Below are 21,293 nucleotides of genomic sequence, written 5' to 3'. Positions count from 1 at the left end.
TACAAGTTTTCAGAATTGGAAAAAATAAAAGAATATGCGGAGGTGAGAAGCGTGAAGAAGATGAGAAAACGTTCTTTTCATGAGCTCGTCATGGAAAACAAAAAAGAGCTGATGACCAATACAGAGTATTTAAATCAGCTTGAGGAAAAGCTTGAACAGCGATTTAAGCAAAAATAACCTTTAATTTGTATTCATGTTTACCCCTCCTTTTGAGAAACCTATCTGTTGAGGAGGGATAAACATGGGAAACAACAAGAAAAACGGTCAGCCTCAATATGCTCCAAGCCACTTGGGTACAAAGCCTGTAAAATATAAAGCCAATAAAGGGGAAAAAATGCATGATACTTCAGGTCAGCGGCCGATCATCATGCAGACAAAAGGCGAGTAGCGAAAAATCGAGTTTATTTCTAGGAGGTACATCCGAATGACAAAGAACCAAAATCAATATCAGCAGCCTAATCCTGATGATCGCTCTGACAATGTGGAAAAATTGCAGGATATGGTTCAAAATACAATTGAAAATATAGAAGAAGCAGAAGCATCAATGGAGTTTGCTTCAGGAGAAGATAAACAGCGTATCAAAGAAAAAAATGCAAGACGCGAACAGAGCATTGAAGCGTTTCGTAATGAAATACAGGACGAATCTGCAGCGAGACAGAACGGATACCGTTCTTAAAAAACCAGGGAAACCTGGTTTTTTTCTTTCTGATTTGATTATGGTAAAATGGGGCTAAATTGACGTTAAGGGAGCAGAGTAATCTTGCATGTATCAAAAAAAGAAATAGAAGTGCGTTATGCAGAAACAGATCAAATGGGAATTGTCTATCACGCAAATTATCTTGTGTGGATGGAGGTCGGCAGAACGGCCTTAATTAAGGACTTAGGCTTTTTATATAGTGATATGGAAAAAAGAGGCGTTCTGTCCCCAGTCGTTGATATCAACATTTCCTATAAAAAGCCGCTTCATTACGGAGAAACCGCGGTTGTACATACATGGATAGAGGAATATAACGGCTTTAAAACCGTCTATGGTTATCACATTTATAATCCGGCCGGTGAGCTTTCCATCAAAGCCACCTCATCTCATATTTGTGTGGATAAAGAAAGCTTTAAGCCAATTCAATTCCGCAAAGCTTTTCCTGATTGGCACACAGCATATGAAAAGGCCAAAAAATAGGGAAGTGAACGGGATATGGCGTTTGGTGTGAAACGGGAGGAACTTAACCGGTGGAAACAAGCAGTGAAAAGAGGAGAAATCGCATTTTTAACACATTACTGGCTGGATGACCGATTTCCAGAAGCAAGGACTGTGACAAAAGCCGGCTGTGCAGACATTGATAAGCTGGTTCAGTGGGGAGCGGCGTACGGGTTAAAAAAAGAATGGATCCATAAGAAAAGTGAATTTCCTCACTTTGATCTGCTGGGTGAAACACAAAAATATATTTTGGAACAAGAAAACCTAACCGATCATCTTATACGATTTCATTTGTAAAAAAAGAACGCACATGATGTGCGTTCTTTTTTATTGGTATTCAAAAACCGGTTCATCAGCGTCTTCTGAATAGCTGACGAGAAGGTCGTGGTTATCAAAGTACCATAAATCACTTTCTTCAATAAAGAAGGTAATGCCGTCAGCTTCTGCAGTGACTCCAGCCTCTTGTGGGGCATCTTTCGCTACACCGAGAGAAAAACCCTTTTGAACGTTGCTGCAGCCTCCATAGCGCACGAAAAAGCGAACCTGGTCTCCGCTTTCCAAATCGAGTTCTTCTTTATACCAGTTCAATGCGTCTTCGTTAATTGTCATATTCATAACAGAACACCCCTTTGTTCTTCATTTGAATTTTCTCTATTATAAACGTATTAGGCTATTCTGTGTCAAAAGAGAAGTTTTTTAAGCTTATAACCATTTTACTTTAGGTTCTGTTTTATTGATAATTCGTTTAATGTTCGCTCGGTGTCTGTATATGACAAAAATAGTGAGCAGGGTAACGACAATCAATAAATACGTATCATGGACAAAGAAACTATATATAACAGTATAGATCCCTGTTAACATCGATGAGAGAGAAACAAATTTAGTCAAGTATAAAAAGATGAAGAATACCGCAACCATCGTGATAAATAACAGGGGTGCGTAAAACAGCAAAACGCCTCCTGATGTCGCCACGGCTTTACCGCCTTTAAATTTGGCGAAGATGGGAAACACGTGGCCTAAAACCGCAAAGACTCCTGCAAGAAGCGGGTGAATATCAACATGCATGAGAAAAGGCAATGCAGTTGCCAGTGTCCCTTTCAAAATATCTCCGGCTATGACAACCGAACCAGCTTTTACACCCAATGTACGGAATGCATTGGTAGCGCCTAAGTTGCCGCTTCCGTGCTCCCGAATATCAATTCCCTTGGCAAGCTTGCCCACAATTAAGCCAGATGGAATGCTGCCTATCAAGTAGGCCAAAATAATCAATAAAGCAATTAACATCTACATTTCTCCTTTTTCAAATTCCCTTCTTTTTATTTTAACATGAGATGTCATGATCTGATGATAAGTTTTTTTGTAAAGTTTGCTTACAAATCCAATCAAACATGCATCATATTTTGATTTCTCCTGTTTTGATCGTGTAAAATAAGTGGAAAAGGAGTGACATACGATGCAAAACCCTTCTAAAGCGGAAATTAAAGAGATTCTTCAAAGAAGCAAACGTATAGCCGTAGTAGGGCTTTCAGACCGTCCGGATAGAACGTCACATATGGTTTCAAAAGCAATGCAGGACGCGGGTTATGAAATTATCCCTGTGAACCCGACAATTGATGAGGCGCTAGGTGTCAAAGCCGTTTCATCTTTAAAAGAGATTGACGGTCCGATTGACATCGTAAATGTATTCCGGCGCTCAGAACAGCTTCCTGGAGTGGCGGAAGAGTTTTTAGAGACAGATGCGCCAGTATTTTGGGCACAGCAAGGGCTAGTTAATGAGGAAGCATACCAGATGCTAAAAGAAAAAGGCAGAACGGTTATCATGGATCTGTGCATAAAAGTGGCACACGCTGTAACAAAATAGGTGCAGAACTGCAAAAATCCTTGTAAATTCAAGGATTTTTGCTTTTTAATTTTAAGATATTGTTTGCGTATTACGGTGAAACAGATACAATAAAGCTTGAACAGCTTTTTTTGAATACCTTGTCCAGCTGGGTTTCGGCCGTTCGATTTGCGAAGGTCTGCTGCTTTATATATAATAAACAAACATACGTTCTCATAGTGTGAAAACAGCACTAGCCGATGTTTTGAGAAGAACTGATTCGTTAGCTCTATGTTGCGATTGCAAACATATTGGTTATAATGAGGAGTCCAAGGCAGTACTGGCTCGAGGCGAGGTTTATAAAAAATATCTTATATACAAATGATGTGTAACACTGAAAAAGAGAAAGACAATGTTAGTTTTTGAAAGGGGTTTGTACGTTTGGCTAGAAAACAGCAATTTGATTACAACGAAGATGCCATACAGGTGCTCGAAGGCCTTGAGGCTGTCAGGAAAAGGCCGGGTATGTATATTGGCTCTACTGACGCACGGGGTTTGCACCACTTGGTTTATGAAATTGTAGATAACTCTGTCGACGAGGTGCTTGCCGGCCATGGAGATCACATAATCGTCAAAATACATAAAGACAATAGTATTTCTGTACAGGATAGAGGCCGCGGCATGCCGACCGGAATGCATAAGCTCGGCAAACCAACCCCTGAAGTGATTTTAACGGTGCTTCATGCCGGAGGAAAATTCGGCCAAGGCGGCTATAAGACAAGCGGCGGGCTCCACGGAGTTGGTGCATCAGTCGTGAATGCTTTATCTGAATGGCTGACGGTTACCATTGAGCGGGACGGTTTTGTCTATCAGCAGCGATTTGAAAATGGAGGAAAACCGGTTACATCTCTCGAAAAGATCGGCAAAACAAAAAAGACGGGAACTCTTACACACTTTAAGCCAGATCCAACGATGTTCAGCACAACCACTTATAATTTTGAAACGCTCTCTGAGCGCTTAAGAGAGTCTGCGTTTTTGTTAAAAGGATTGAAAATTGAGCTGATTGATGAACGCAATGACCAGCATGAGGTCTTTTATTATGAAAACGGCATAGAAGCGTTTGTTGCTTATTTAAATGAAGAAAAAGACGTCTTGTCTGAAGTGGTCTCGTTTGAGGGTGAGCATCATTCTATAGAAGTGGACTTTGCTTTCCAGTTTAACGATGGTTATTCTGAAAATATTTTGTCGTTTGTCAACAATGTCAGAACAAAAGACGGCGGGACGCATGAGTCAGGTGCAAAAACTGCAATGACGCGTGCTTTTAATGAATATGCGCGAAAAGTGGCTTTGCTGAAAGAAAAGGATAAGAACCTTGAAGGCACCGATATAAGGGAAGGGCTTTCAGCCATTATTTCTGTCCGCATTCCTGAGGAGCTTCTTCAATTTGAGGGACAAACAAAAGGAAAGCTCGGTACCAGTGAAGCAAGATCAGCGGTTGATGCGATTGTTTCAGAGCAGCTTGCTTACTTTTTAGAGGAAAATCGGGACACCGCAACGCTTCTTGTCAAAAAAGCAATCAAGGCGAGCCAGGCGCGCGAAGCGGCACGCAAAGCCCGTGAAGAAGCAAGAAGCGGCAAAAAACGAAAAAAATCAGAAGCGACTTTAAGCGGAAAGCTGACGCCTGCGGGTTCAAGAAACCCGGCAAAAAATGAATTGTATCTCGTTGAGGGAGATTCAGCAGGCGGGTCAGCCAAACAGGGAAGAGACCGCAGATTCCAAGCGGTTCTGCCTTTACGCGGTAAAGTCATTAATACAGAAAAAGCTAAGCTTGCTGATATCTTTAAAAATGAAGAGATCAATACGATCATTCATGCGATCGGCGGGGGAGTCGGAGCAGATTTCTCAATCGATGACATCAACTACGACAAAATCATCATTATGACCGATGCCGATACTGACGGCGCCCATATTCAAGTGCTGCTTCTTACCTTTTTCTATCGCTATATGAAACCGCTCATTGAGCATGGCAAGGTGTTCATTGCGCTGCCACCTTTATATAAGGTCAGTAAAGGAAGCGGGAAAAAGGAAATCATTGAATATGCATGGTCTGATGAAGAGATGGGTGATGTCCTGAAAAAAGTCGGCAAAGGCTATACCATTCAACGATATAAGGGTCTTGGAGAGATGAACGCAGACCAGCTGTGGGAAACGACGATGAATCCGGAGTCCCGCACACTTGTTAGGGTCAAAATTGACGATGCGGCACGTGTAGAGAGACGTGTGACGACGTTAATGGGAGACAAAGTAGAGCCGCGCAGAAAGTGGATTGAGAAAAACGTCGCTTTCGGCTTAGATGAAGAAAGCAATATTTTAGAAAATGAAAACTTATCGGTCGCTGAGGAGGTTTAATGATTGTCACAGCCAGAATTATTTCATGATTTACCATTAGAAGAGGTGATCGGCGACCGTTTTGGACGCTACAGTAAATATATTATTCAAGACAGGGCGCTGCCCGATGCGAGAGACGGATTAAAGCCGGTACAGCGCAGAATTCTGTATGCAATGCATACAGATGGAAATACGTTTGATAAAAACTTCAGAAAAGCGGCCAAAACGGTCGGTAACGTCATCGGTAACTATCATCCGCACGGTGACAGCTCGGTTTATGAAGCAATGGTGCGGATGAGCCAGGATTGGAAAGTTCGTAATGTGTTAATCGAAATGCATGGAAACAATGGAAGCATCGACGGAGATCCCCCGGCAGCCATGCGTTATACAGAGGCACGATTATCTCCGATAGCATCTGAACTTCTTCGGGATATTGACAAAAACACGGTTGAATTTGTTCCGAACTTCGATGATACAAGCAAGGAGCCTGTCGTACTCCCGGCGATGTTTCCTAACCTATTGGTCAACGGATCTACCGGGATTTCAGCAGGATACGCGACCGACATTCCCCCTCATCATCTGGGAGAAGTCATTGATGCTGTCATTAAGCGTATTCAAATGCCATCTTGCTCTGTTGATGAACTTATGGAAGTCATTAAAGGGCCTGATTTTCCGACAGGCGGTATTATTCAGGGCGTTGACGGGATAAGAAAAGCTTACGAAACCGGAAAAGGAAAAATCATTATCCGCGGAAAGGCTGAAATTGAAACAATCAGAGGCGGACGAGAACAAATTGTCATTACTGAAATTCCATTTGAAGTAAATAAAGCAAACCTTGTAAAAAAAATGGACGAGTTCCGTATTGATAAAAAGGTTGAAGGCATCTCAGAGGTTCGTGATGAAACGGATCGAACAGGGCTGAGAGTGGTCATTGAACTGAAAAAAGAAGCTGATGCCAAAGGTATTTTGAATTTCTTATACAAAAATACTGATTTGCAGATCACATATAACTTCAATATGGTAGCTATCCATAACCGCCGTCCGATGCTGATGAGCTTGCCGTCTATTTTGGATGCATATATCGGACACCAAAAGGAAGTTGTCACAAATCGGTCCGTTTATGAGCTTCAAAAAGCAAAAGACAGACATCATATCGTAGAAGGGCTCATGAAAGCTTTGTCTATTTTAGATGAAGTGATTGCAACAATCCGTTCTTCTAGCGATAAACGTGACGCTAAAAACAATTTGATCGCGAAATATGAATTTACGGAGCCTCAGGCTGAAGCCATCGTGTCATTGCAGCTATATCGTTTAACCAATACAGATATTACAGCGCTTAAGGAAGAGGCAGAAGAGCTCGGTAAAAAAATTGAAGAGCTCGAATCTATTCTGAGCAATGATAAAAAACTGCTAAAAGTGATTACAAACAGCTTAAAAGCACTGAAAAAGAAATATGCAGATACGAGACGCTCCGTGATTGAAGAAAAAATTGAAGAAATTAAAATCAATCTCGAAGTCATGGTTGCATCTGAGGATGTATATGTAACCGTTACGAAGGATGGTTACCTAAAACGGACGAGCCAGCGCTCATTTGCCGCTTCCAACGGACAGGACTTCGGAATGAAAGATACGGACAGGATGCTGCATCAGTTTGAAATGAATACGACAGACGTGCTGCTGCTCTTTACGAACAAAGGAAGCTACATCTATTGTCCTGTTCACCAGCTGCCTGATATCAGATGGAAGGACATGGGCCAGCATTTTTCAAATCTGATCACTATTGACCGTGATGAAACGATTGTAAAGGCCATACCGATAAAAGAATTTGATCCGTCGGCATATCTTCTATTCTTTACGAAAAACGGGATGGTGAAAAAGACAGAGCTCACCCATTATAAAGCACAGCGTTATTCTAAGGCGCTTGTGGCCTTAAATCTGAAGGGTGAAGATGAACTGATTGATGTACATGTAACAAATGGGGAAAGCCAGATCTTTATGGCCACTCACTTAGGGTACGGTCTATGGTTTGGAGAAGACGAAGTGAATGTAGTTGGCGCACGTGCGGCAGGTGTCAAAGGGATTAACTTAAAAGAGGATGACTTTGTTGTCTCCGGTGAGATCCTTCAGCAATCTGATTCAATTGTCTTGTTCACACAGCGGGGAGCGGTAAAACGCATGAGTCTTTCTGAGTTCGAGAAGACATCCCGCGCAAAACGCGGTGTCGTAATGCTAAGGGAACTGAAAAAGAATCCTCACCGAGTTGTAGCACTGTTCGCTTGCGGTCTTGAACAGCGACTAATGGCAGAAACAGAAAAAGGCGACAGAAAAGAACTGCAGGCAAAAGAGTTGCGGACAAACGACAGATACAGCAATGGCTCTTTCTTTTTTGATGAAGAGGAATCAGGCAAGGTTACAGCTGTTTGGCGCCTTCATACAGAACAATAATAAAAAACCCGCTCATACTATATGAGCGGGTTTCGTTTGTTTTTTATCAGCTTTCATGGTTGGTGAATAGATCTGTTACAGCATGAATGACTTCAATCCCCTGCCATACAAATAAATTCAGCGCTGTGAAAGAAAATAAGCCTAAAATCACCATTCTTAAGATAAACAACATGTTTAACAGCCTCCTCATATTTTCGTTACATAATCGGGTGATGTTGAACATGAAGTTTGCCGAAATAAGACGATTGATAAAATTTGGCCAGTATAAAGCTTTTTTTCCGCTGACGTCTGCGGGAGTATCCCGTACTTTTGCTTTCAGCGGTCAGCAGCAGAACAGCCATTGCCCATAAAGCGGTCAGTGTAAATGCCCCTGTGATGGATTTCTTCTCATCATCAGCATTTTGGCCGGCTTTCATCTCATGCATTTCCTGCTGGTCGGCTACGGCTTTATAATGATGGCCGATATCAAAGGCGTGGGGAATTGAGAGCAAATGAAAACTGGCAATCGCCAAGAATAAGATGGATGCTTTCAATATCGTTACTTTTTTCAAATGATCTCCCCCTCCTTTAATATTACTGAATATTTTTATAATAATACCCCAATCCATCCTAAAAGTAAACCTGATTTATTAAATTTAAAAATAAATTTCACTTTGTTAAGTATATATCTTTTTACTTATCTTTGAAAGAGAAACATTCTTTTTTTAGTGTATGTATACCCGATTTATGTTGTGAATAAAAGCATATTTTAGATGATATGTTTGTTGTTTAGGGTTTATTACTTTATTTATGTGTAAATCAAAGAGAAAGGCAAGAGAATGGGAAGAAATCATTACATTGTTAATAGGGCACTCTTAATTAAATGCCAGCTTGCAAGGAATGTTTTTATTCGTAGGAAAATAATAGAGAAGGGATCAACAGAGTAACATCTGGCTATGACAATATTCTTCTCGAAAAAACTTCCTAATTCGTCATATTGTGATATAATAAAACTCGTTATGTTAAAAAATCTAACATCAAAATCGAATTCGTATTGAATTGATGAAAACGGGAGGTAAATATGGAGTCTTTTTTCAATAGTTTGATTAATATTCCAAGTGATTTCATCTGGAAATACCTATTTTATATTTTAATAGGGCTTGGATTATTTTTTACCATACGTTTTGGTTTTATCCAATTCCGTTATTTTATTGAAATGTTCAGAATAGTAGGGGAGAAGCCGGAAGGAAATAAAGGTGTTTCATCTATGCAGGCATTCTTTATTTCGGCCGCATCCCGAGTCGGCACAGGGAATTTGACTGGTGTAGCCTTAGCAATTGCGACAGGCGGACCAGGCGCTGTATTTTGGATGTGGGTAGTGGCTGCAGTAGGTATGGCTTCAAGCTTTGTTGAGAGTACGTTAGCGCAGCTTTATAAGGTGAGAGACGGGGAGGATTTCCGCGGAGGGCCGGCCTACTATATTCAAAAGGGTCTTGGTGCCAGATGGCTTGGCATCGTTTTTGCAATCTTAATTACCGTCTCATTCGGCTTGATTTTTAACGCTGTTCAAACAAATACAATTGCTGGAGCATTGGATGGCGCATTCCATGTAAATAAAATAGTTGTAGCCATAGTTCTGGCGGTTTTAACTGCGTTTATCATTTTCGGCGGTTTAAAACGTGTTGTCGCTGTTTCACAGCTAATTGTGCCGGTTATGGCAGGCATTTATATTCTTATCGCTTTATTTGTTGTCATCACGAATATTACGGCTTTCCCTGGCGTTATCGCTACAATTGTTAAAAATGCTTTAGGTTTTGAACAAGTCGTCGGCGGCGGAATAGGCGGCATCATCGTTATCGGTGCGCAACGCGGACTTTTTTCAAACGAAGCAGGAATGGGGAGCGCACCAAACGCGGCTGCGACGGCTCATGTATCCCATCCGGCAAAGCAAGGCTTTATTCAAACATTAGGTGTATTTTTCGATACATTTATCATATGTACGTCCACAGCATTTATTATTTTGCTGTACAGTGTAACACCAAAAGGCGACGGCATCCAAGTAACACAGGCTGCTCTTAACCATCATATTGGAGGCTGGGCGCCGACTTTCATCGCAGTCGCAATGTTCTTGTTTGCATTCAGTTCAGTTGTCGGCAACTATTATTATGGCGAGACAAACATTGAATTTATTAAAACAAGCAAAACATGGCTGAACATTTACCGTATCGCTGTAATTGCTATGGTTGTGTATGGATCTTTATCAGGCTTCCAAATCGTTTGGGATATGGCGGACCTCTTTATGGGTATCATGGCGCTGATCAACTTAATTGTGATTACGCTGCTGTCAAACGTTGCTTACAAAGTGTATAAAGATTACGCGAAACAGCGTAAGCAAGGACTTGATCCTGTGTTTAAAGCGAAAAACATCCCAGGGCTGAAAAACGCTGAAACATGGGAAGATGAGAAACAAGAAGCATAATATAAATATAAAACAAAGCTGCATTCAATAGTTGAATGCAGCTTTTTCATTATTGGAAATAAATTTAATTTTTCGACTCGAATGAAAAATGACGTGTAAAGTCCCAATTCAGTCCAGTTTTCTTTGTTCTATATGTGTCATGTGTGTCTTATTCAATGGAGATAGAGTAAATTGACAGGCTTTTAAACCTCCCAAAAACAAGAAATTAGGTTGATAGACAATCATAAGAAAGATTTTTACAATGAGTTCGTGCTCATAAGAAGTGGAGAGCCAAAATGATGCGAAGGAGGAAAAGATCAGATATGAAACGGTCAATCTCGATTTTTATTACGTGTTTATTGATTACGTTATTGACAATGGGCGGCATGCTGGCTTCGCCGGCATCAGCAGCAGGGACAAAAACGCCAGTAGCCAAGAATGGCCAGCTTAGCATAAAAGGTACACAGCTCGTTAACCGAGACGGTAAAGCGGTACAGCTGAAGGGGATCAGTTCACACGGATTGCAATGGTATGGAGAATATGTCAATAAAGACAGCTTAAAATGGCTGAGGGACGATTGGGGTATCACCGTTTTCCGTGCAGCGATGTATACGGCAGATGGCGGTTATATTGACAACCCGTCCGTGAAAAATAAAGTAAAAGAAGCGGTTGAAGCGGCAAAAGAGCTTGGGATATATGTCATCATTGACTGGCATATCTTAAATGACGGTAATCCAAACCAAAATAAAGAGAAGGCAAAAGAATTCTTCAAGGAAATGTCAAGTCTTTACGGAAACACGCCAAACGTCATTTATGAAATTGCAAACGAACCAAACGGTGATGTGAACTGGAAGCGTGATATTAAACCCTATGCGGAAGAAGTGATTTCCGTTATCCGCAAAAATGATCCAGACAACATCATCATTGTCGGAACCGGTACATGGAGCCAGGATGTGAATGATGCAGCCGATGACCAGCTAAAAGATGCAAACGTTATGTACGCACTTCATTTTTATGCCGGCACACACGGCCAGTTTTTACGGGATAAAGCAAACTATGCACTCAGCAAAGGAGCGCCTATTTTTGTGACAGAATGGGGGACAAGTGATGCTTCCGGAAATGGCGGTGTATTCCTTGATCAATCGCGGGAATGGCTGAAATATCTCGATAGCAAGACCATTAGCTGGGTGAACTGGAATCTTTCTGATAAGCAGGAATCATCCTCAGCTTTAAAGCTGGGGGCATCTAAAACAGGCGGCTGGCAGTTGTCAGATTTATCTGCTTCAGGAACATTCGTTAGAGAAAACATTCTCGGCACCAAAGATTCGACGAAGGACATTCCTGAAACGCCAGCAAAAGATAAACCCACACAGGAAAACGGTATTTCTGTACAATACAGAGCAGGGGATGGGAGTATGAACAGCAACCAAATCCGTCCGCAGCTTCAAATAAAAAATAACGGCAATACCACGGTTGATTTAAAAGATGTCACTGCCCGTTACTGGTATAAAGCGAAAAACAAAGGCCAAAACTTTGACTGTGACTACGCGCAGATTGGATGCGGCAATGTGACACACAAGTTTGTGACGTTGCATAAACCAAAGCAAGGTGCAGATACCTATCTGGAACTTGGGTTTAAAAACGGAACGCTGGCACCGGGAGCAAGCACAGGGAATATTCAGATCCGTCTTCACAATGATGACTGGAGCAATTATGCACAAAGCGGCGATTATTCCTTTTTCAAATCAAATACGTTTAAAACAACGAAAAAAATCACATTATATAATCATGGAAAACTGATTTGGGGAACAGAACCCAAATAGTTTAACTTTTGGCGGGCATCAGCAATGATGTCCGTTTTCATTATCTTATCCAGTAAAACAAGGAGGTTTAGGCTGTGGATGAAATACTGAAGCGGTATATGATGCTGTTCAAAGAAATGAATAATGCGATAAATGGTCCGGACTATCCAGGTAAGGAAAAAGACATCCAGCATCAAAAAGATCAGATCGAAGTTTACGAAAAACAGCTGCAGCAAGGATTTTCTACAGATTATGACTATGATGTGTTTGCTGATTCTGTTATCAAATGCGCATATGGCGATATGACGCTGGAGGATTTAGAAGCAGTTTATTATGGATTGACAACGCCATTTTTTTGATTTGTCATTCAGCAGAAAAATTTTAATTTCTGTCTCACTAACTTAAGTATACTTTTATATTGAGACAGGAATTTATTTATTTTCTTTACTTCCTAGAATATATATTATGTAAACTATAAAAGATGAAGATTAAAGCTTTGCTGTTTTTATGTACATCCTTTCTTCTTTTTGTAATTCAGCAACAAAATAAAAAAGCGATTTCCCAATCGGAAAATCGCCAATTCAGACACTCTATTATTTATGTGTGTCTTTGTGCTCTTAACGATTTACAACAAATGTTGTTACGCTTTGAGCTGGAAGATGGGCCCAAAAATGATTGCCTGATACAGTGAGATTCGTTCCAGGTTGTAGATTGCTGCTGCTGCTCGTGATCCATCTAGATACGTTTGAAGCAGATCCATTCTGCAAAACAAAGTTTTGGTTGACTCCTGTGTTGCTTTTATTGATGGCAACAATAACGACCTTGTTGTCACCTTTATAGGCTGACACGTAAACGTTCGCATTAGGGTTTTTCGTTGCATCAATCCTTACATAGCCGGGACGCACAAACTTTGAGAAATGAGCCATATTGTAGCCGCGTTTGCTGATCGTACCATCTTCTTTCATAGGTCCATATGATCTTCGGATGTACCACCATACATAAGCTTGAAAGTCCCCCTCTACCATCGCATTGTGAATATGCTGTGAAACATCCAATGCCTCAGGCCATCGATCCGCCGAGTTGTTATCACTGTTTGGATAGTATACTTCCGTCATCCAAAGGTCCTTCCCCGCTCCTTTTTGTTTGAATAGAGGATAAGGGAATTGGCTGACCTGGGTGCCGTACAGGTGAGTTCCGAGAATATCCATATTGGCAAGAGCCTGCGGATCGTTCAAGATCGGGTCCGACAAATTCTTTAAGTATTGAAAAGACTCAGGTGCAATGACGCGGGCATTGATCGAGCCGGCGTTTTCTCTCATAAAGCGAAGTATTTCTTGCGGCGTCCACCACGTCCACTCGTGAGCGTAATCAGGCTCGTTTTGGACCGAAATCGCATAAAGATTCACACCATTATTTTTCATGAAGGTAACAAAATCGTTAAGATGCTGCGCGTATGCGGCGTACTTATCGTATTTCAGCCGCTTAGCTGATGTGTCACCATTCCGATTGAAGGTCTCAACCATATCACTTGGAGGATTCCAGGGAGATGCAAAAACGATTGCCCCATGTTTGACCGCACTCTTGGCAGTCTCCACCTCTTTATACCAATTATTTCGATTTTCATCTACATGAATTCTTAAGATTGAAAATCCTAACTGGTTCTGTCCATTGCCAAAAGCAGTTTCTCTTTGAGCTGCTGTAAGATCCCCAGCCCAAGCCGGATGATTCATCCCTCCAAAACCGCGAATCACTTGTTTCTCTGCAGATACATTAACTGTTACATCACTTGCTGCCAAAACTTCAGTAGCGCCTGGCCCTAACATGACTGACAGCATAGTGAAACATACTAATAGTACACAAATTGTTTTTTTTATACGTGGAATCATTTATTCCTCTCCTTCGTAATGTGTCTTTTACGGTATTAAAAAATCTGCATGGCATATCCATAATGGCGGGCTGTTCCGGTGCTGGCCCGTACTTCACCCGCCTCGTTTTTAAGCGGTCCCATTACGAGTCCTATCTTTGCGTAAACTGCCAGTAATCAAAATTAAACAAGTTTCCTGTACCTGTTCCGGTAAATACAAAGAATACTTTGTGCACACCGTTTGCCCCGCTTACTGCAGTTTCTATTTCTCTCCACGTTTGCGCTCCACCTGTGGAAGGTACATTCAGAGTTCCAACAAGCTTACCATCAGCACTGTCGAGGCGCACTTCTATTTTCCCGCCTGAAGTGGATGCTACATTTGCTTTAAATGACCTGGCACCGCCCGCTCCGAAGTCTGCATTTCCTACAGCAATCCAGTCTCCATTTTGAATGCTTGTTACATGCTGATTATTTACTGGCCCGCCGGGTGCTGTGGACTTCTCTGTCAAAATGCGTCCATTCCAAGCAAACGTTTCAGCTTCTACCCGGTTATAAGGATTCAAATTGGAAAGCTGTGTTACACCTGCATAATTTGCTGCTACCTCTTGGATGGATCCATCTGGGTTATGCACCAGCTTATTAATATGGGGAGAACGGTATCCTTTGCCGGCCCCAAACAGAGCGGAACTGACAGTTTGCGCGTGGTACACCACATACCACTCGTTTTTAAAATTGAAAACAGCATGATGGTTGTTTCCGCCACCTCCGAAAAATGCACCCGGATTTTTCAGGAAATGCCCTCTATATGTAAAGGGACCCATGGGATTTGAACTGGTCATGTAGCCGATCTCACCCGGGGGTTTATCGGCCGGGTGCGTGCCGCCGAAATTAATGCAATAGGAGTAATAATATGTTCCGTTATACTTGTGCAATCCCGAATCTTCAAACATGAAAGGCGCATCAATTGTAGATGCACTTCCAACAACACTCGTCATATCAGGCCCTAATTTTATGACTCTAGCCGTTTTAGGATTGGCCCATTGTCCCTGCGTTGGATTTGAACCGCCAGGAACGCCTCCCCCGGCATACAGGTAACCGGTGCCGTCATCATCTACAAATACTGCCGGATCAAAAAGCCATACAACACCAGACATTCCTGGCGTACTTGGCGTTACGAGCGGTTTTCCGATTGGATCGGTCCATGGACCAATCGGGCTGTCTGCGGTGAGAACCCCGATACCTCCGCCGCTGTTTGCGAAATAAAGGAAGAATTTATCCTTGCCATTGATTTTTTTTACTGCGATTGACGGTGCCCATGACGCCCCTGCCCATTTTGCTATCCCACGGCCACCATTAGCTCCATTGGCACCTGCTACTGGAATGGCTCCGTGGTCTGTCCAGTTCACCATATCCGCTGAAGAAATGACGAATACTTTATTCAAATTGGCAAATGAATTATCTTTAATCGTTCCGTTGCTATTATATTCATAGTCATCACTTGACATATAAATATAGACTCTCCCGTTATAGGTCAGCGCAATCGGATCTGCGCCCAAATGATGGTCGATAAGCGGGTTTGAATTCCCTACATGTTTTGCAATTGTACTACTGGTGGCAGCATACGCAGACTTTCCAGATAAACAGCTCAATAGTAAAGCAAAAACAAATAAACATACGCTACACTTTTTCCTCATCACTTAACAGCCTCCTTTTTCCTTAAAATGAAGGGTTCTTTTGAAATTTGTTAACAACAGGTCATGAAGACTGCACCACTTGTTTCTTCAAGATCAATCTAGAAAAGTTCCCCCATTCCTAGCGGTCATTGTCCAGAAAATAAAATGGCGAATTGTTAAGTCCCCTATAACGCTTGAGCAGGTATGTATATTTATTCAAAAAAATCCCTTTATCTAACATCCTACATTATTAAAAAAATAGTGTATAGAATACTTTTGGAGGAATTCGTGTTCGATTCTACAAAGGAACTGGATACATTTATTCATTGTTTAGATGGGGCTACATATACGGCTGTTACCGACTCTTCTTCGCTTAGACTGTTCCCTCGATTATTGACATAATAGACATCATCTCTGCTGATAAGGAATCAAGGCTTAAAACCACTCAATCTATTGAAGTATTGTTCTCTTCTTTGCAAGACCTTTCGTTATCATTTGCCCTCTTCCCCTGCGAAATATGTCATATTTTTTCATCTTTATGTAATGAGCGTTTTCGAAAAATCAGCCGTTCATGCCGCTGCTTTTTAAAGAGTATAAAAACTATTGAGCGGTATACCCGCTTTTTTCATGTTTTGTTCATATTTTATTAATTGTTTATTCAACACTGTCCGCTATAGTAATCCATATCAACAAATATGACTGCCACTCGCATCTTTTATGAAGGGAGGTCCGTTACGCTGAAAGAAAAAATAAAGACCTTAGGCCGTTTTTGCACCGTAGGCGTCGGCAATACGCTGATAGATTTTGGTGTCTTCTTTCTTCTTACCGCTTGTCATGTCTCTTATCTGCCGGCGCAGATCTGCTCCTATACTGCAGGTATCGTCAACAGCTATGTGTGGAACCGGAATTGGACGTTTTGTGTGAAACGTAAGGCTGACGGGAAAGAGATCGTGCGTTTTCTCATGATTAATATTGCCGCGTCGGGGATCACCTTTTTGCTGCTTTATTTGTTTCAAAATTGCGGCTGCTCGCTTTTGGTGAGTAAGCTCGCCGCCACTATCGGCGGAATGATGATGAATTTTATCGGAAACCGAATCTGGGTATTTGGAGATTCGCTGAAAAACATACAGGATCAGGAGTGAGGATGAATGAGAAAAAAAGTGAGAAAAGCGGTTATTCCCGCAGCGGGTTTAGGAACGAGATTTCTGCCGGCGACAAAGGCGCAGCCTAAAGAAATGCTCCCAATCGTCGACAAACCAGCAATCCAATATATTGTAGAAGAGGCCGCAGAGTCAGGAATTGAAGATATACTGATTATTACAGGGAGAAACAAACGCTCGATTGAAGATCATTTTGATCGGTCGGCGGAATTGGAATTCAATCTCCGGGAAAAAGGCAAGACGGAGACACTTAAGGAAATGCAGCAGATTGCCGATTTGGCCAACATTCATTACATCCGCCAGAAAGAACCGCTCGGATTAGGCCATGCGGTGCTGTGTGCGGAGCATTTTATCGGAGATGAGCCTTTTGCTGTTCTCTTAGGTGATGATATTATGGTGTCTGAAACACCGGCTCTTCGGCAATTAATGGATGTATATGACGTTTATGGCACAGAGGTTGTCGGTGTACAGTCAGTTCTCCCTGAGGATGTCAGCAAATATGGTATTATAAATACATCAGGGTCTCAAGGGCATGTATACGAAGTGAACGATTTAGTGGAAAAGCCTTCTCCTGAAGAAGCACCTTCGGAAATCGCAGTAATGGGACGTTATGTGCTGAATTCTTCGATCTTCTCCGTTTTGAAGACAATTGGCAGAGGCGCGGGCAACGAAATTCAGCTGACAGATGCGCTTCGTGAGGTTTGCCGTAAGGAGCCGATCCATGCCCGGCTGCTGGAAGGAAATCGATATGACATTGGCGATAAGCTGGGCTGTTTTAAAGCGAGCACCGAAATCGGCTTAATGCGTCCCGAAATGAGATCTCAGCTTTTGGCCTATTTAGAAGATGTGATCAAACGGGAAACGAAAGAAATGCTGCGGTAAAAAAATTGTAACCATCTTGCTCGTCAATCAGTCATATAATAGTGAAAAAGATTAGGACAGGTTGTGAAGAATGTGGGCAGTTTGATAAGCGAAATTTTAACATGGCTGACGAACATGGGATATGCGGGTATTGCGATTGGGTTAATGATTGAAATCATTCCGAGTGAGATTGTATTAGCTTATGGCGGCTATATGGTATCGGAGGGCACGATTGGATTTATTGGCGCAATTATTGCGGGTGTTATCGGGGGCACCATTGCCCAGATCTTTATTTACTGGATCGGCCGCTATGGCGGCAGGCCATTTCTGGACAAATACGGGAAGTATTTATTGATTAAAAAGCATCATATCGACATGTCGGAAAACTGGTTTCAGAAATACGGCGCCGGAGTTGTCTTCTCGGCTCGTTTTATACCGGTTGTCAGACATGCCATATCCATTCCGGCAGGTATTGCCAGAATGCCTTTTCTCAAATTTGTGGTACTGACTGTGCTTGCTATCATTCCATGGTCTATCCTGTTTGTTTATTTAGGCATACAGCTAGGAAGCCAGTGGGATGATGTTGAGAATATAGCAGGCACTTATACAACACCGATTATGATATTGGCTGTTGTCGTGATAGCCCTTTATTTTGTGATTAAGAAACGTACAGCCATATTTAAACGATAGCTAGCAGATATGCATAGGGGTGACTGACGCTCCCCTATGCATATTTTTTTACTTCCGATGTTGATTTGCCAGCTTCAGATTCTCCGCTAAAAATGCGACAAACACTTCATCCCGCACGAGCGATGCGGCATAATTTCTCTTAATAAACCATTCTGCCTCTTCAAACGCTGCGAATGTTTCGTCTTGGGTTTCTCCGTTAATTTGAATATTCCATTCGTTGTCTAAAGGGAAAAGAAAAAATCTCATTTGTGCGCGATTTTCATATAATGATCCATTCGCAGATCCCTTTAGATTATAGATGTTACGGAAGGCATCCGGCCGTACAGGATCAATACGGAAAGCTTCAGCTACAAACAACTCGTATACTTCATCGGTTATTGAACAGCCGGACGCTTTTGCATGCCCTCCGCCGCCATATCGGCCGGCGATTTCTGACACATCGATGTAATCATGAATGGTGCGGAGACTGACTCGTTTTGACCCCATGCTCAAAATCGCAATGTAATCGAGGTGCGGATTATCTTTCCCTAGCCTGTTCCCCAGCTCTGAATGGTACGATTCAGCGTGAACGATGCCTACACAGTGTTCGTGAACAAAAGTTTGTACCATTTCCCTTTTCTTTCTGCGGAGGTAGCGCTCGATTTTTTCGTCTTCTAAATCAAGCAGTTTTTCTTCAAAATCATCGAAGAAAAATTCGTCATGCGCGGAAAGGCGCTGGATCATTTTTGCTTCAAATTCATCGATTGACAGCAAAAAGAAAAGATCATTAAGCCGCTTTGCCTGTTTTTGATCGTACCGCTCCCACTCCCATGTATCGTATTGGCGGACGAGCTCTGTGAATTGATCTAAGGCATTTGTCGGTTTCATGAAGCCATTTTCAACGAGATAGCCATATAAAAGCGATGTCGCGGATGTGAGCCTTCCATCATCGTATTCCACCTGGACAAATCCCCATTCATGCTCATTCAAATGAAGGGCTGTTTTATGATGGTCAATGAGCTTCACTTTGCCCCCTGTATGAACATACTCATTCAATCTCTCTTCGTTTTCTTCATTGACGGCGAGATCGGTGATGAATAACGCGTCCTGTCTGTTACTCTCCTTCGCTTTTTCTAAAAAGTACTGCACCTGTGCGTTTAAGCCGTTGACAGAGTTATACCGGACCTCTACGTCTTTTCCGAACGCTAATTTTGCTACGATTCCGCACCCTACTCCGTCCAAGTCGTTATGTGAATATAAATGATACATAATATGGGCCCCTTTTTATGATTAACTGACAATTGCCGCTAGAGGTGCGGCAGCCTTTATTTACTATTCTAAAAAACAAAGTGTTTTATGCAAATGTAATTAGTTGACATAATGTTGTTATTGTAAATATATAAAGGAGCGCTTTTTACGCTCCTAAGTTCTTGCTTTTATACTGGATAAACCGGATGCTTTCGATTGGTAAATGTCATTTCCTTTGTCATGTATGCCTTGAGCCGTTTGGCCAGCTCATCACGCAGCGAATTGGCTGGGATAACAGCATCAATGATCATTTCTGAAGCCAGACGGTAGATATTGATGTCCTCTTTATATTCTTCCCGTTTGCTGCTGATAAATGCGGCTCTCTCTTCTTCTGGCAGCTCGGCGATTTTTTTAGCGTAGACAGCGTTTACAGCGGCCTCAGGGCCCATGACGGCGATTTGGGCGGTTGGGAGCGCTAGACAGCAATCCGGTTCAAATGCCGGTCCTGCCATTGCATACAACCCAGCCCCGTAAGCTTTTCGGACAATGACAGAGAGTTTTGGAACAGTTGCCTCCGACATCGCAGAAATCATTTTCGCTCCGTGTCTGATAATCCCAGCCTGTTCTACTTTTGTGCCAATCATAAAACCGGGGATATCCGCTAAGAACAGCAATGGGATATGAAAAGCGTCACATAAGGTAATAAACTTAGCCGCTTTGTCTGCTGAATCGTGGAATAAGACGCCTCCTTTTACCTTCGGCTGGTTTGCAACAATGCCGACAGGCTGTCCGTGGATTCGTGCGAGGCCCGTCAATAATTCCGGTGCAAATAAGGCTTTGATCTCAAAAAATGAGTCTTCATCTATGACCCGCTCAATCAGCTCATGCATATCAAAAGGTGCGTTTTGATTTTGCGGAATGACGTCGGCAAGCGGGGTGTCGAAGTGTTTTGGCGGGCGTTTCTCATGAATGGGCGCTTTTTCTTGAAAATTTGCCGGAAAGTAAGACAAATAAGCCCGCGCCAGCTGTATGGCTTCTTCTTCAGTTTCTGCAAGAATATCTCCGCAGCCGGAGATTGAGCAATGCATACGGGCGCCACCCATTTCTTCAAGAGACACTTTTTCGCCAATAACCATTTCCGCCATCCTTGGCGAGCCTAAATACATGGAGGCGTTACCGTCTACCATAACGACGATATCACAGAAGGCCGGAATATAAGCGCCACCTGCTGCAGATGGTCCGAAAAGCAGACAGATTTGCGGAATGCGTCCCGATAATTTGACTTGATTGTAAAAAATTCTTCCTGCACCGCGTCTCCCTGGAAAGACATTGATTTGGTCGGTAATTCGGGCGCCTGCCGAATCGACTAAATAAATGAGCGGACAGTTTAATTTTTCGGCGGTTTCTTGAATTCTGATGATTTTTTCAACTGTTTTAGCTCCCCATGACCCCGCTTTCACTGTTGAATCATTCGCCATGACGCAAACAGTTTGGCCGCCGATTTTGCCGATAGCGGTGACAACTCCGTCAGCGGGAAGCCCGTCTGACATACATTCCGCAAAAAAAGCGTCTTCTAGCTCAATGTCATCGTCAAAGAGAAGGGAAAGCCGCTCTCTGACAAAGAGCTTGCCTTTTTCCCGATTGCTTTGATGATACTTTTCCGCTCCGCCTTTTCGAATCCGTTCAGCCCGTTCTGTTCGTTCCTTTTCATAATCCATGAGCATTGCCTCCC

The 21,293-nt window shown here is 42.4% G+C and carries 22 protein-coding genes; 14 read left to right on the top strand and 8 right to left on the bottom strand.

Annotated features, from left to right (window positions below; all coding sequences use genetic code 11):
- The first annotated feature begins 51 nt into the window (after nt 1-51).
- The 5 genes from M1D94_RS11650 (at nt 52) to M1D94_RS11630 (ending at nt 1,492) form a co-directional block, all read left to right on the top strand.
- Entirely contained in the window at nt 52-177 is a 126-nt protein-coding gene (locus M1D94_RS11650; protein WP_003244964.1) for an FbpB family small basic protein, read from the top strand.
- A gap of 64 nt (nt 178-241) precedes the next feature.
- A complete protein-coding gene (gene sspN, locus M1D94_RS11645; protein ID WP_003231569.1) occupies nt 242-388 on the top strand; it encodes an acid-soluble spore protein SspN in 147 nt (48 codons plus the stop codon).
- Nucleotides 389-424: 36 nt separating this feature from the next.
- Complete coding sequence (tlp, locus tag M1D94_RS11640; RefSeq protein WP_003231568.1) at nt 425-676, top strand: small acid-soluble spore protein Tlp; 252 nt, start codon at nt 425-427, stop codon at nt 674-676.
- An 84-nt stretch (nt 677-760) separates the two neighbouring features.
- Complete coding sequence (locus M1D94_RS11635) at nt 761-1,177, top strand: YbgC/FadM family acyl-CoA thioesterase (RefSeq protein WP_017696516.1); 417 nt, start codon at nt 761-763, stop codon at nt 1,175-1,177.
- A gap of 15 nt (nt 1,178-1,192) precedes the next feature.
- Complete coding sequence (locus M1D94_RS11630; protein ID WP_024571429.1) at nt 1,193-1,492, top strand: hypothetical protein; 300 nt, start codon at nt 1,193-1,195, stop codon at nt 1,490-1,492.
- A gap of 30 nt (nt 1,493-1,522) precedes the next feature.
- Here the strand turns inward: M1D94_RS11630 and M1D94_RS11625 are convergent, their stop codons facing one another.
- Nucleotides 1,523-1,810 (bottom strand): HesB/YadR/YfhF family protein, encoded by a 288-nt coding sequence (locus M1D94_RS11625; protein WP_003231562.1) that lies wholly within the window; start codon nt 1,808-1,810, stop codon nt 1,523-1,525.
- 87 nt (nt 1,811-1,897) lie between these two features.
- A complete protein-coding gene (plsY, locus tag M1D94_RS11620; protein ID WP_003231560.1) occupies nt 1,898-2,479 on the bottom strand; it encodes a glycerol-3-phosphate 1-O-acyltransferase PlsY in 582 nt (193 codons plus the stop codon).
- A gap of 169 nt (nt 2,480-2,648) precedes the next feature.
- Between plsY and M1D94_RS11615 the strand changes: the two genes are divergently transcribed.
- From M1D94_RS11615 to parC, 3 genes are all read left to right on the top strand, one after another.
- Complete coding sequence (locus M1D94_RS11615; RefSeq protein ID WP_003245606.1) at nt 2,649-3,056, top strand: CoA-binding protein; 408 nt, start codon at nt 2,649-2,651, stop codon at nt 3,054-3,056.
- A 399-nt stretch (nt 3,057-3,455) separates the two neighbouring features.
- On the top strand, nt 3,456-5,423 hold the full coding sequence (gene parE, locus M1D94_RS11610) for a DNA topoisomerase IV subunit B (RefSeq protein ID WP_014479944.1): 1,968 nt from the start codon (nt 3,456-3,458) through the stop codon (nt 5,421-5,423).
- Between the two features lie 3 nt (nt 5,424-5,426).
- Nucleotides 5,427-7,847 (top strand): DNA topoisomerase IV subunit A, encoded by a 2,421-nt coding sequence (gene parC, locus M1D94_RS11605; RefSeq protein WP_014479945.1) that lies wholly within the window; start codon nt 5,427-5,429, stop codon nt 7,845-7,847.
- Nucleotides 7,848-7,893: 46 nt separating this feature from the next.
- Here the strand turns inward: parC and M1D94_RS11600 are convergent, their stop codons facing one another.
- Together M1D94_RS11600 and M1D94_RS11595 are read right to left on the bottom strand one after the other, a co-directional pair.
- Nucleotides 7,894-8,019 (bottom strand): hypothetical protein, encoded by a 126-nt coding sequence (locus M1D94_RS11600; RefSeq protein WP_003231548.1) that lies wholly within the window; start codon nt 8,017-8,019, stop codon nt 7,894-7,896.
- A 25-nt stretch (nt 8,020-8,044) separates the two neighbouring features.
- A complete protein-coding gene (locus M1D94_RS11595) occupies nt 8,045-8,398 on the bottom strand; it encodes a hypothetical protein (protein ID WP_014476950.1) in 354 nt (117 codons plus the stop codon).
- 509 nt (nt 8,399-8,907) lie between these two features.
- On the opposite strand from M1D94_RS11595, the gene M1D94_RS11590 reads away from it, so the two are divergent.
- From M1D94_RS11590 to M1D94_RS11580, 3 genes are all read left to right on the top strand, one after another.
- Nucleotides 8,908-10,305, top strand: coding sequence for an alanine/glycine:cation symporter family protein (locus tag M1D94_RS11590; protein WP_021479777.1), 1,398 nt, complete (start codon nt 8,908-8,910; stop codon nt 10,303-10,305).
- Between the two features lie 302 nt (nt 10,306-10,607).
- Nucleotides 10,608-12,107: an endo-1,4-beta-glucanase EglS gene (gene eglS, locus M1D94_RS11585; RefSeq protein WP_326243430.1), complete on the top strand. Its 1,500-nt coding sequence runs from the start codon at nt 10,608-10,610 to the stop codon at nt 12,105-12,107.
- A 74-nt stretch (nt 12,108-12,181) separates the two neighbouring features.
- Nucleotides 12,182-12,445, top strand: coding sequence for a YnfE family protein (locus M1D94_RS11580; RefSeq protein WP_077671716.1), 264 nt, complete (start codon nt 12,182-12,184; stop codon nt 12,443-12,445).
- 258 nt (nt 12,446-12,703) lie between these two features.
- Here the strand turns inward: M1D94_RS11580 and xynC are convergent, their stop codons facing one another.
- Both xynC and xynD read right to left on the bottom strand, forming a co-directional pair.
- Nucleotides 12,704-13,972, bottom strand: coding sequence for a glucuronoarabinoxylan endo-1,4-beta-xylanase XynC (xynC, locus tag M1D94_RS11575; protein ID WP_038827855.1), 1,269 nt, complete (start codon nt 13,970-13,972; stop codon nt 12,704-12,706).
- A gap of 130 nt (nt 13,973-14,102) precedes the next feature.
- The gene (gene xynD, locus M1D94_RS11570) at nt 14,103-15,644 is read right to left on the bottom strand and encodes an alpha-L-arabinofuranosidase (protein ID WP_072175926.1); all 1,542 of its coding nucleotides are present in this window, start codon (nt 15,642-15,644) and stop codon (nt 14,103-14,105) included.
- Nucleotides 15,645-16,318: 674 nt separating this feature from the next.
- On the opposite strand from xynD, the gene M1D94_RS11565 reads away from it, so the two are divergent.
- The 3 genes from M1D94_RS11565 (at nt 16,319) to M1D94_RS11555 (ending at nt 18,334) form a co-directional block, all read left to right on the top strand.
- Nucleotides 16,319-16,765 carry a GtrA family protein gene (locus M1D94_RS11565; protein WP_014479951.1) on the top strand — a complete coding sequence of 149 codons (447 nt, stop codon included), beginning with the start codon at nt 16,319-16,321 and terminating at the stop codon, nt 16,763-16,765.
- 6 nt (nt 16,766-16,771) lie between these two features.
- Entirely contained in the window at nt 16,772-17,665 is an 894-nt protein-coding gene (galU, locus tag M1D94_RS11560) for a UTP--glucose-1-phosphate uridylyltransferase GalU (RefSeq protein ID WP_003245127.1), read from the top strand.
- A 72-nt stretch (nt 17,666-17,737) separates the two neighbouring features.
- Nucleotides 17,738-18,334, top strand: coding sequence for a DedA family protein (locus M1D94_RS11555; protein WP_003231529.1), 597 nt, complete (start codon nt 17,738-17,740; stop codon nt 18,332-18,334).
- Between the two features lie 48 nt (nt 18,335-18,382).
- Here M1D94_RS11555 and nrnB read toward each other — a convergent pair whose 3' ends face one another.
- Complete coding sequence (gene nrnB, locus M1D94_RS11550) at nt 18,383-19,582, bottom strand: oligoribonuclease NrnB (RefSeq protein WP_046160444.1); 1,200 nt, start codon at nt 19,580-19,582, stop codon at nt 18,383-18,385.
- A 167-nt stretch (nt 19,583-19,749) separates the two neighbouring features.
- Nucleotides 19,750-21,285, bottom strand: a complete 1,536-nt coding sequence (locus M1D94_RS11545) for an acyl-CoA carboxylase subunit beta (RefSeq protein ID WP_080344200.1) — start codon at nt 21,283-21,285, stop codon at nt 19,750-19,752.
- Nucleotides 21,286-21,293 lie beyond the last annotated feature (8 nt).

It is taken from the genome of Bacillus sp. JZ109, from assembly GCF_053903135.1.
This window is presented reverse-complemented; position numbering and strand designations above follow the sequence as displayed.

Excerpts from the sequence above, each read along its gene's own strand:
- sspN (WP_003231569.1), top strand. The coding sequence starts at position 242 with ATGGGAAACAACAAGAAAAACGGTCAGCCTCAATATGCTCCAAGCCAC.
- tlp (WP_003231568.1), top strand. The coding sequence starts at position 425 with ATGACAAAGAACCAAAATCAATATCAGCAGCCTAATCCTGATGATCGC.
- M1D94_RS11630 (WP_024571429.1), top strand. The coding sequence starts at position 1,193 with ATGGCGTTTGGTGTGAAACGGGAGGAACTTAACCGGTGGAAACAAGCA.
- M1D94_RS11625 (WP_003231562.1), bottom strand. The coding sequence starts at position 1,810 with ATGAATATGACAATTAACGAAGACGCATTGAACTGGTATAAAGAAGAA.
- plsY (WP_003231560.1), bottom strand. The coding sequence starts at position 2,479 with ATGTTAATTGCTTTATTGATTATTTTGGCCTACTTGATAGGCAGCATT.
- M1D94_RS11615 (WP_003245606.1), top strand. The coding sequence starts at position 2,649 with ATGCAAAACCCTTCTAAAGCGGAAATTAAAGAGATTCTTCAAAGAAGC.
- M1D94_RS11600 (WP_003231548.1), bottom strand. The coding sequence starts at position 8,019 with ATGTTGTTTATCTTAAGAATGGTGATTTTAGGCTTATTTTCTTTCACA.
- M1D94_RS11590 (WP_021479777.1), top strand. The coding sequence starts at position 8,908 with ATGGAGTCTTTTTTCAATAGTTTGATTAATATTCCAAGTGATTTCATC.
- eglS (WP_326243430.1), top strand. The coding sequence starts at position 10,608 with ATGAAACGGTCAATCTCGATTTTTATTACGTGTTTATTGATTACGTTA.
- xynC (WP_038827855.1), bottom strand. The coding sequence starts at position 13,972 with ATGATTCCACGTATAAAAAAAACAATTTGTGTACTATTAGTATGTTTC.
- xynD (WP_072175926.1), bottom strand. The coding sequence starts at position 15,644 with ATGAGGAAAAAGTGTAGCGTATGTTTATTTGTTTTTGCTTTACTATTG.
- M1D94_RS11565 (WP_014479951.1), top strand. The coding sequence starts at position 16,319 with ATGACTGCCACTCGCATCTTTTATGAAGGGAGGTCCGTTACGCTGAAA.
- galU (WP_003245127.1), top strand. The coding sequence starts at position 16,772 with ATGAGAAAAAAAGTGAGAAAAGCGGTTATTCCCGCAGCGGGTTTAGGA.
- nrnB (WP_046160444.1), bottom strand. The coding sequence starts at position 19,582 with ATGTATCATTTATATTCACATAACGACTTGGACGGAGTAGGGTGCGGA.
- M1D94_RS11545 (WP_080344200.1), bottom strand. The coding sequence starts at position 21,285 with ATGCTCATGGATTATGAAAAGGAACGAACAGAACGGGCTGAACGGATT.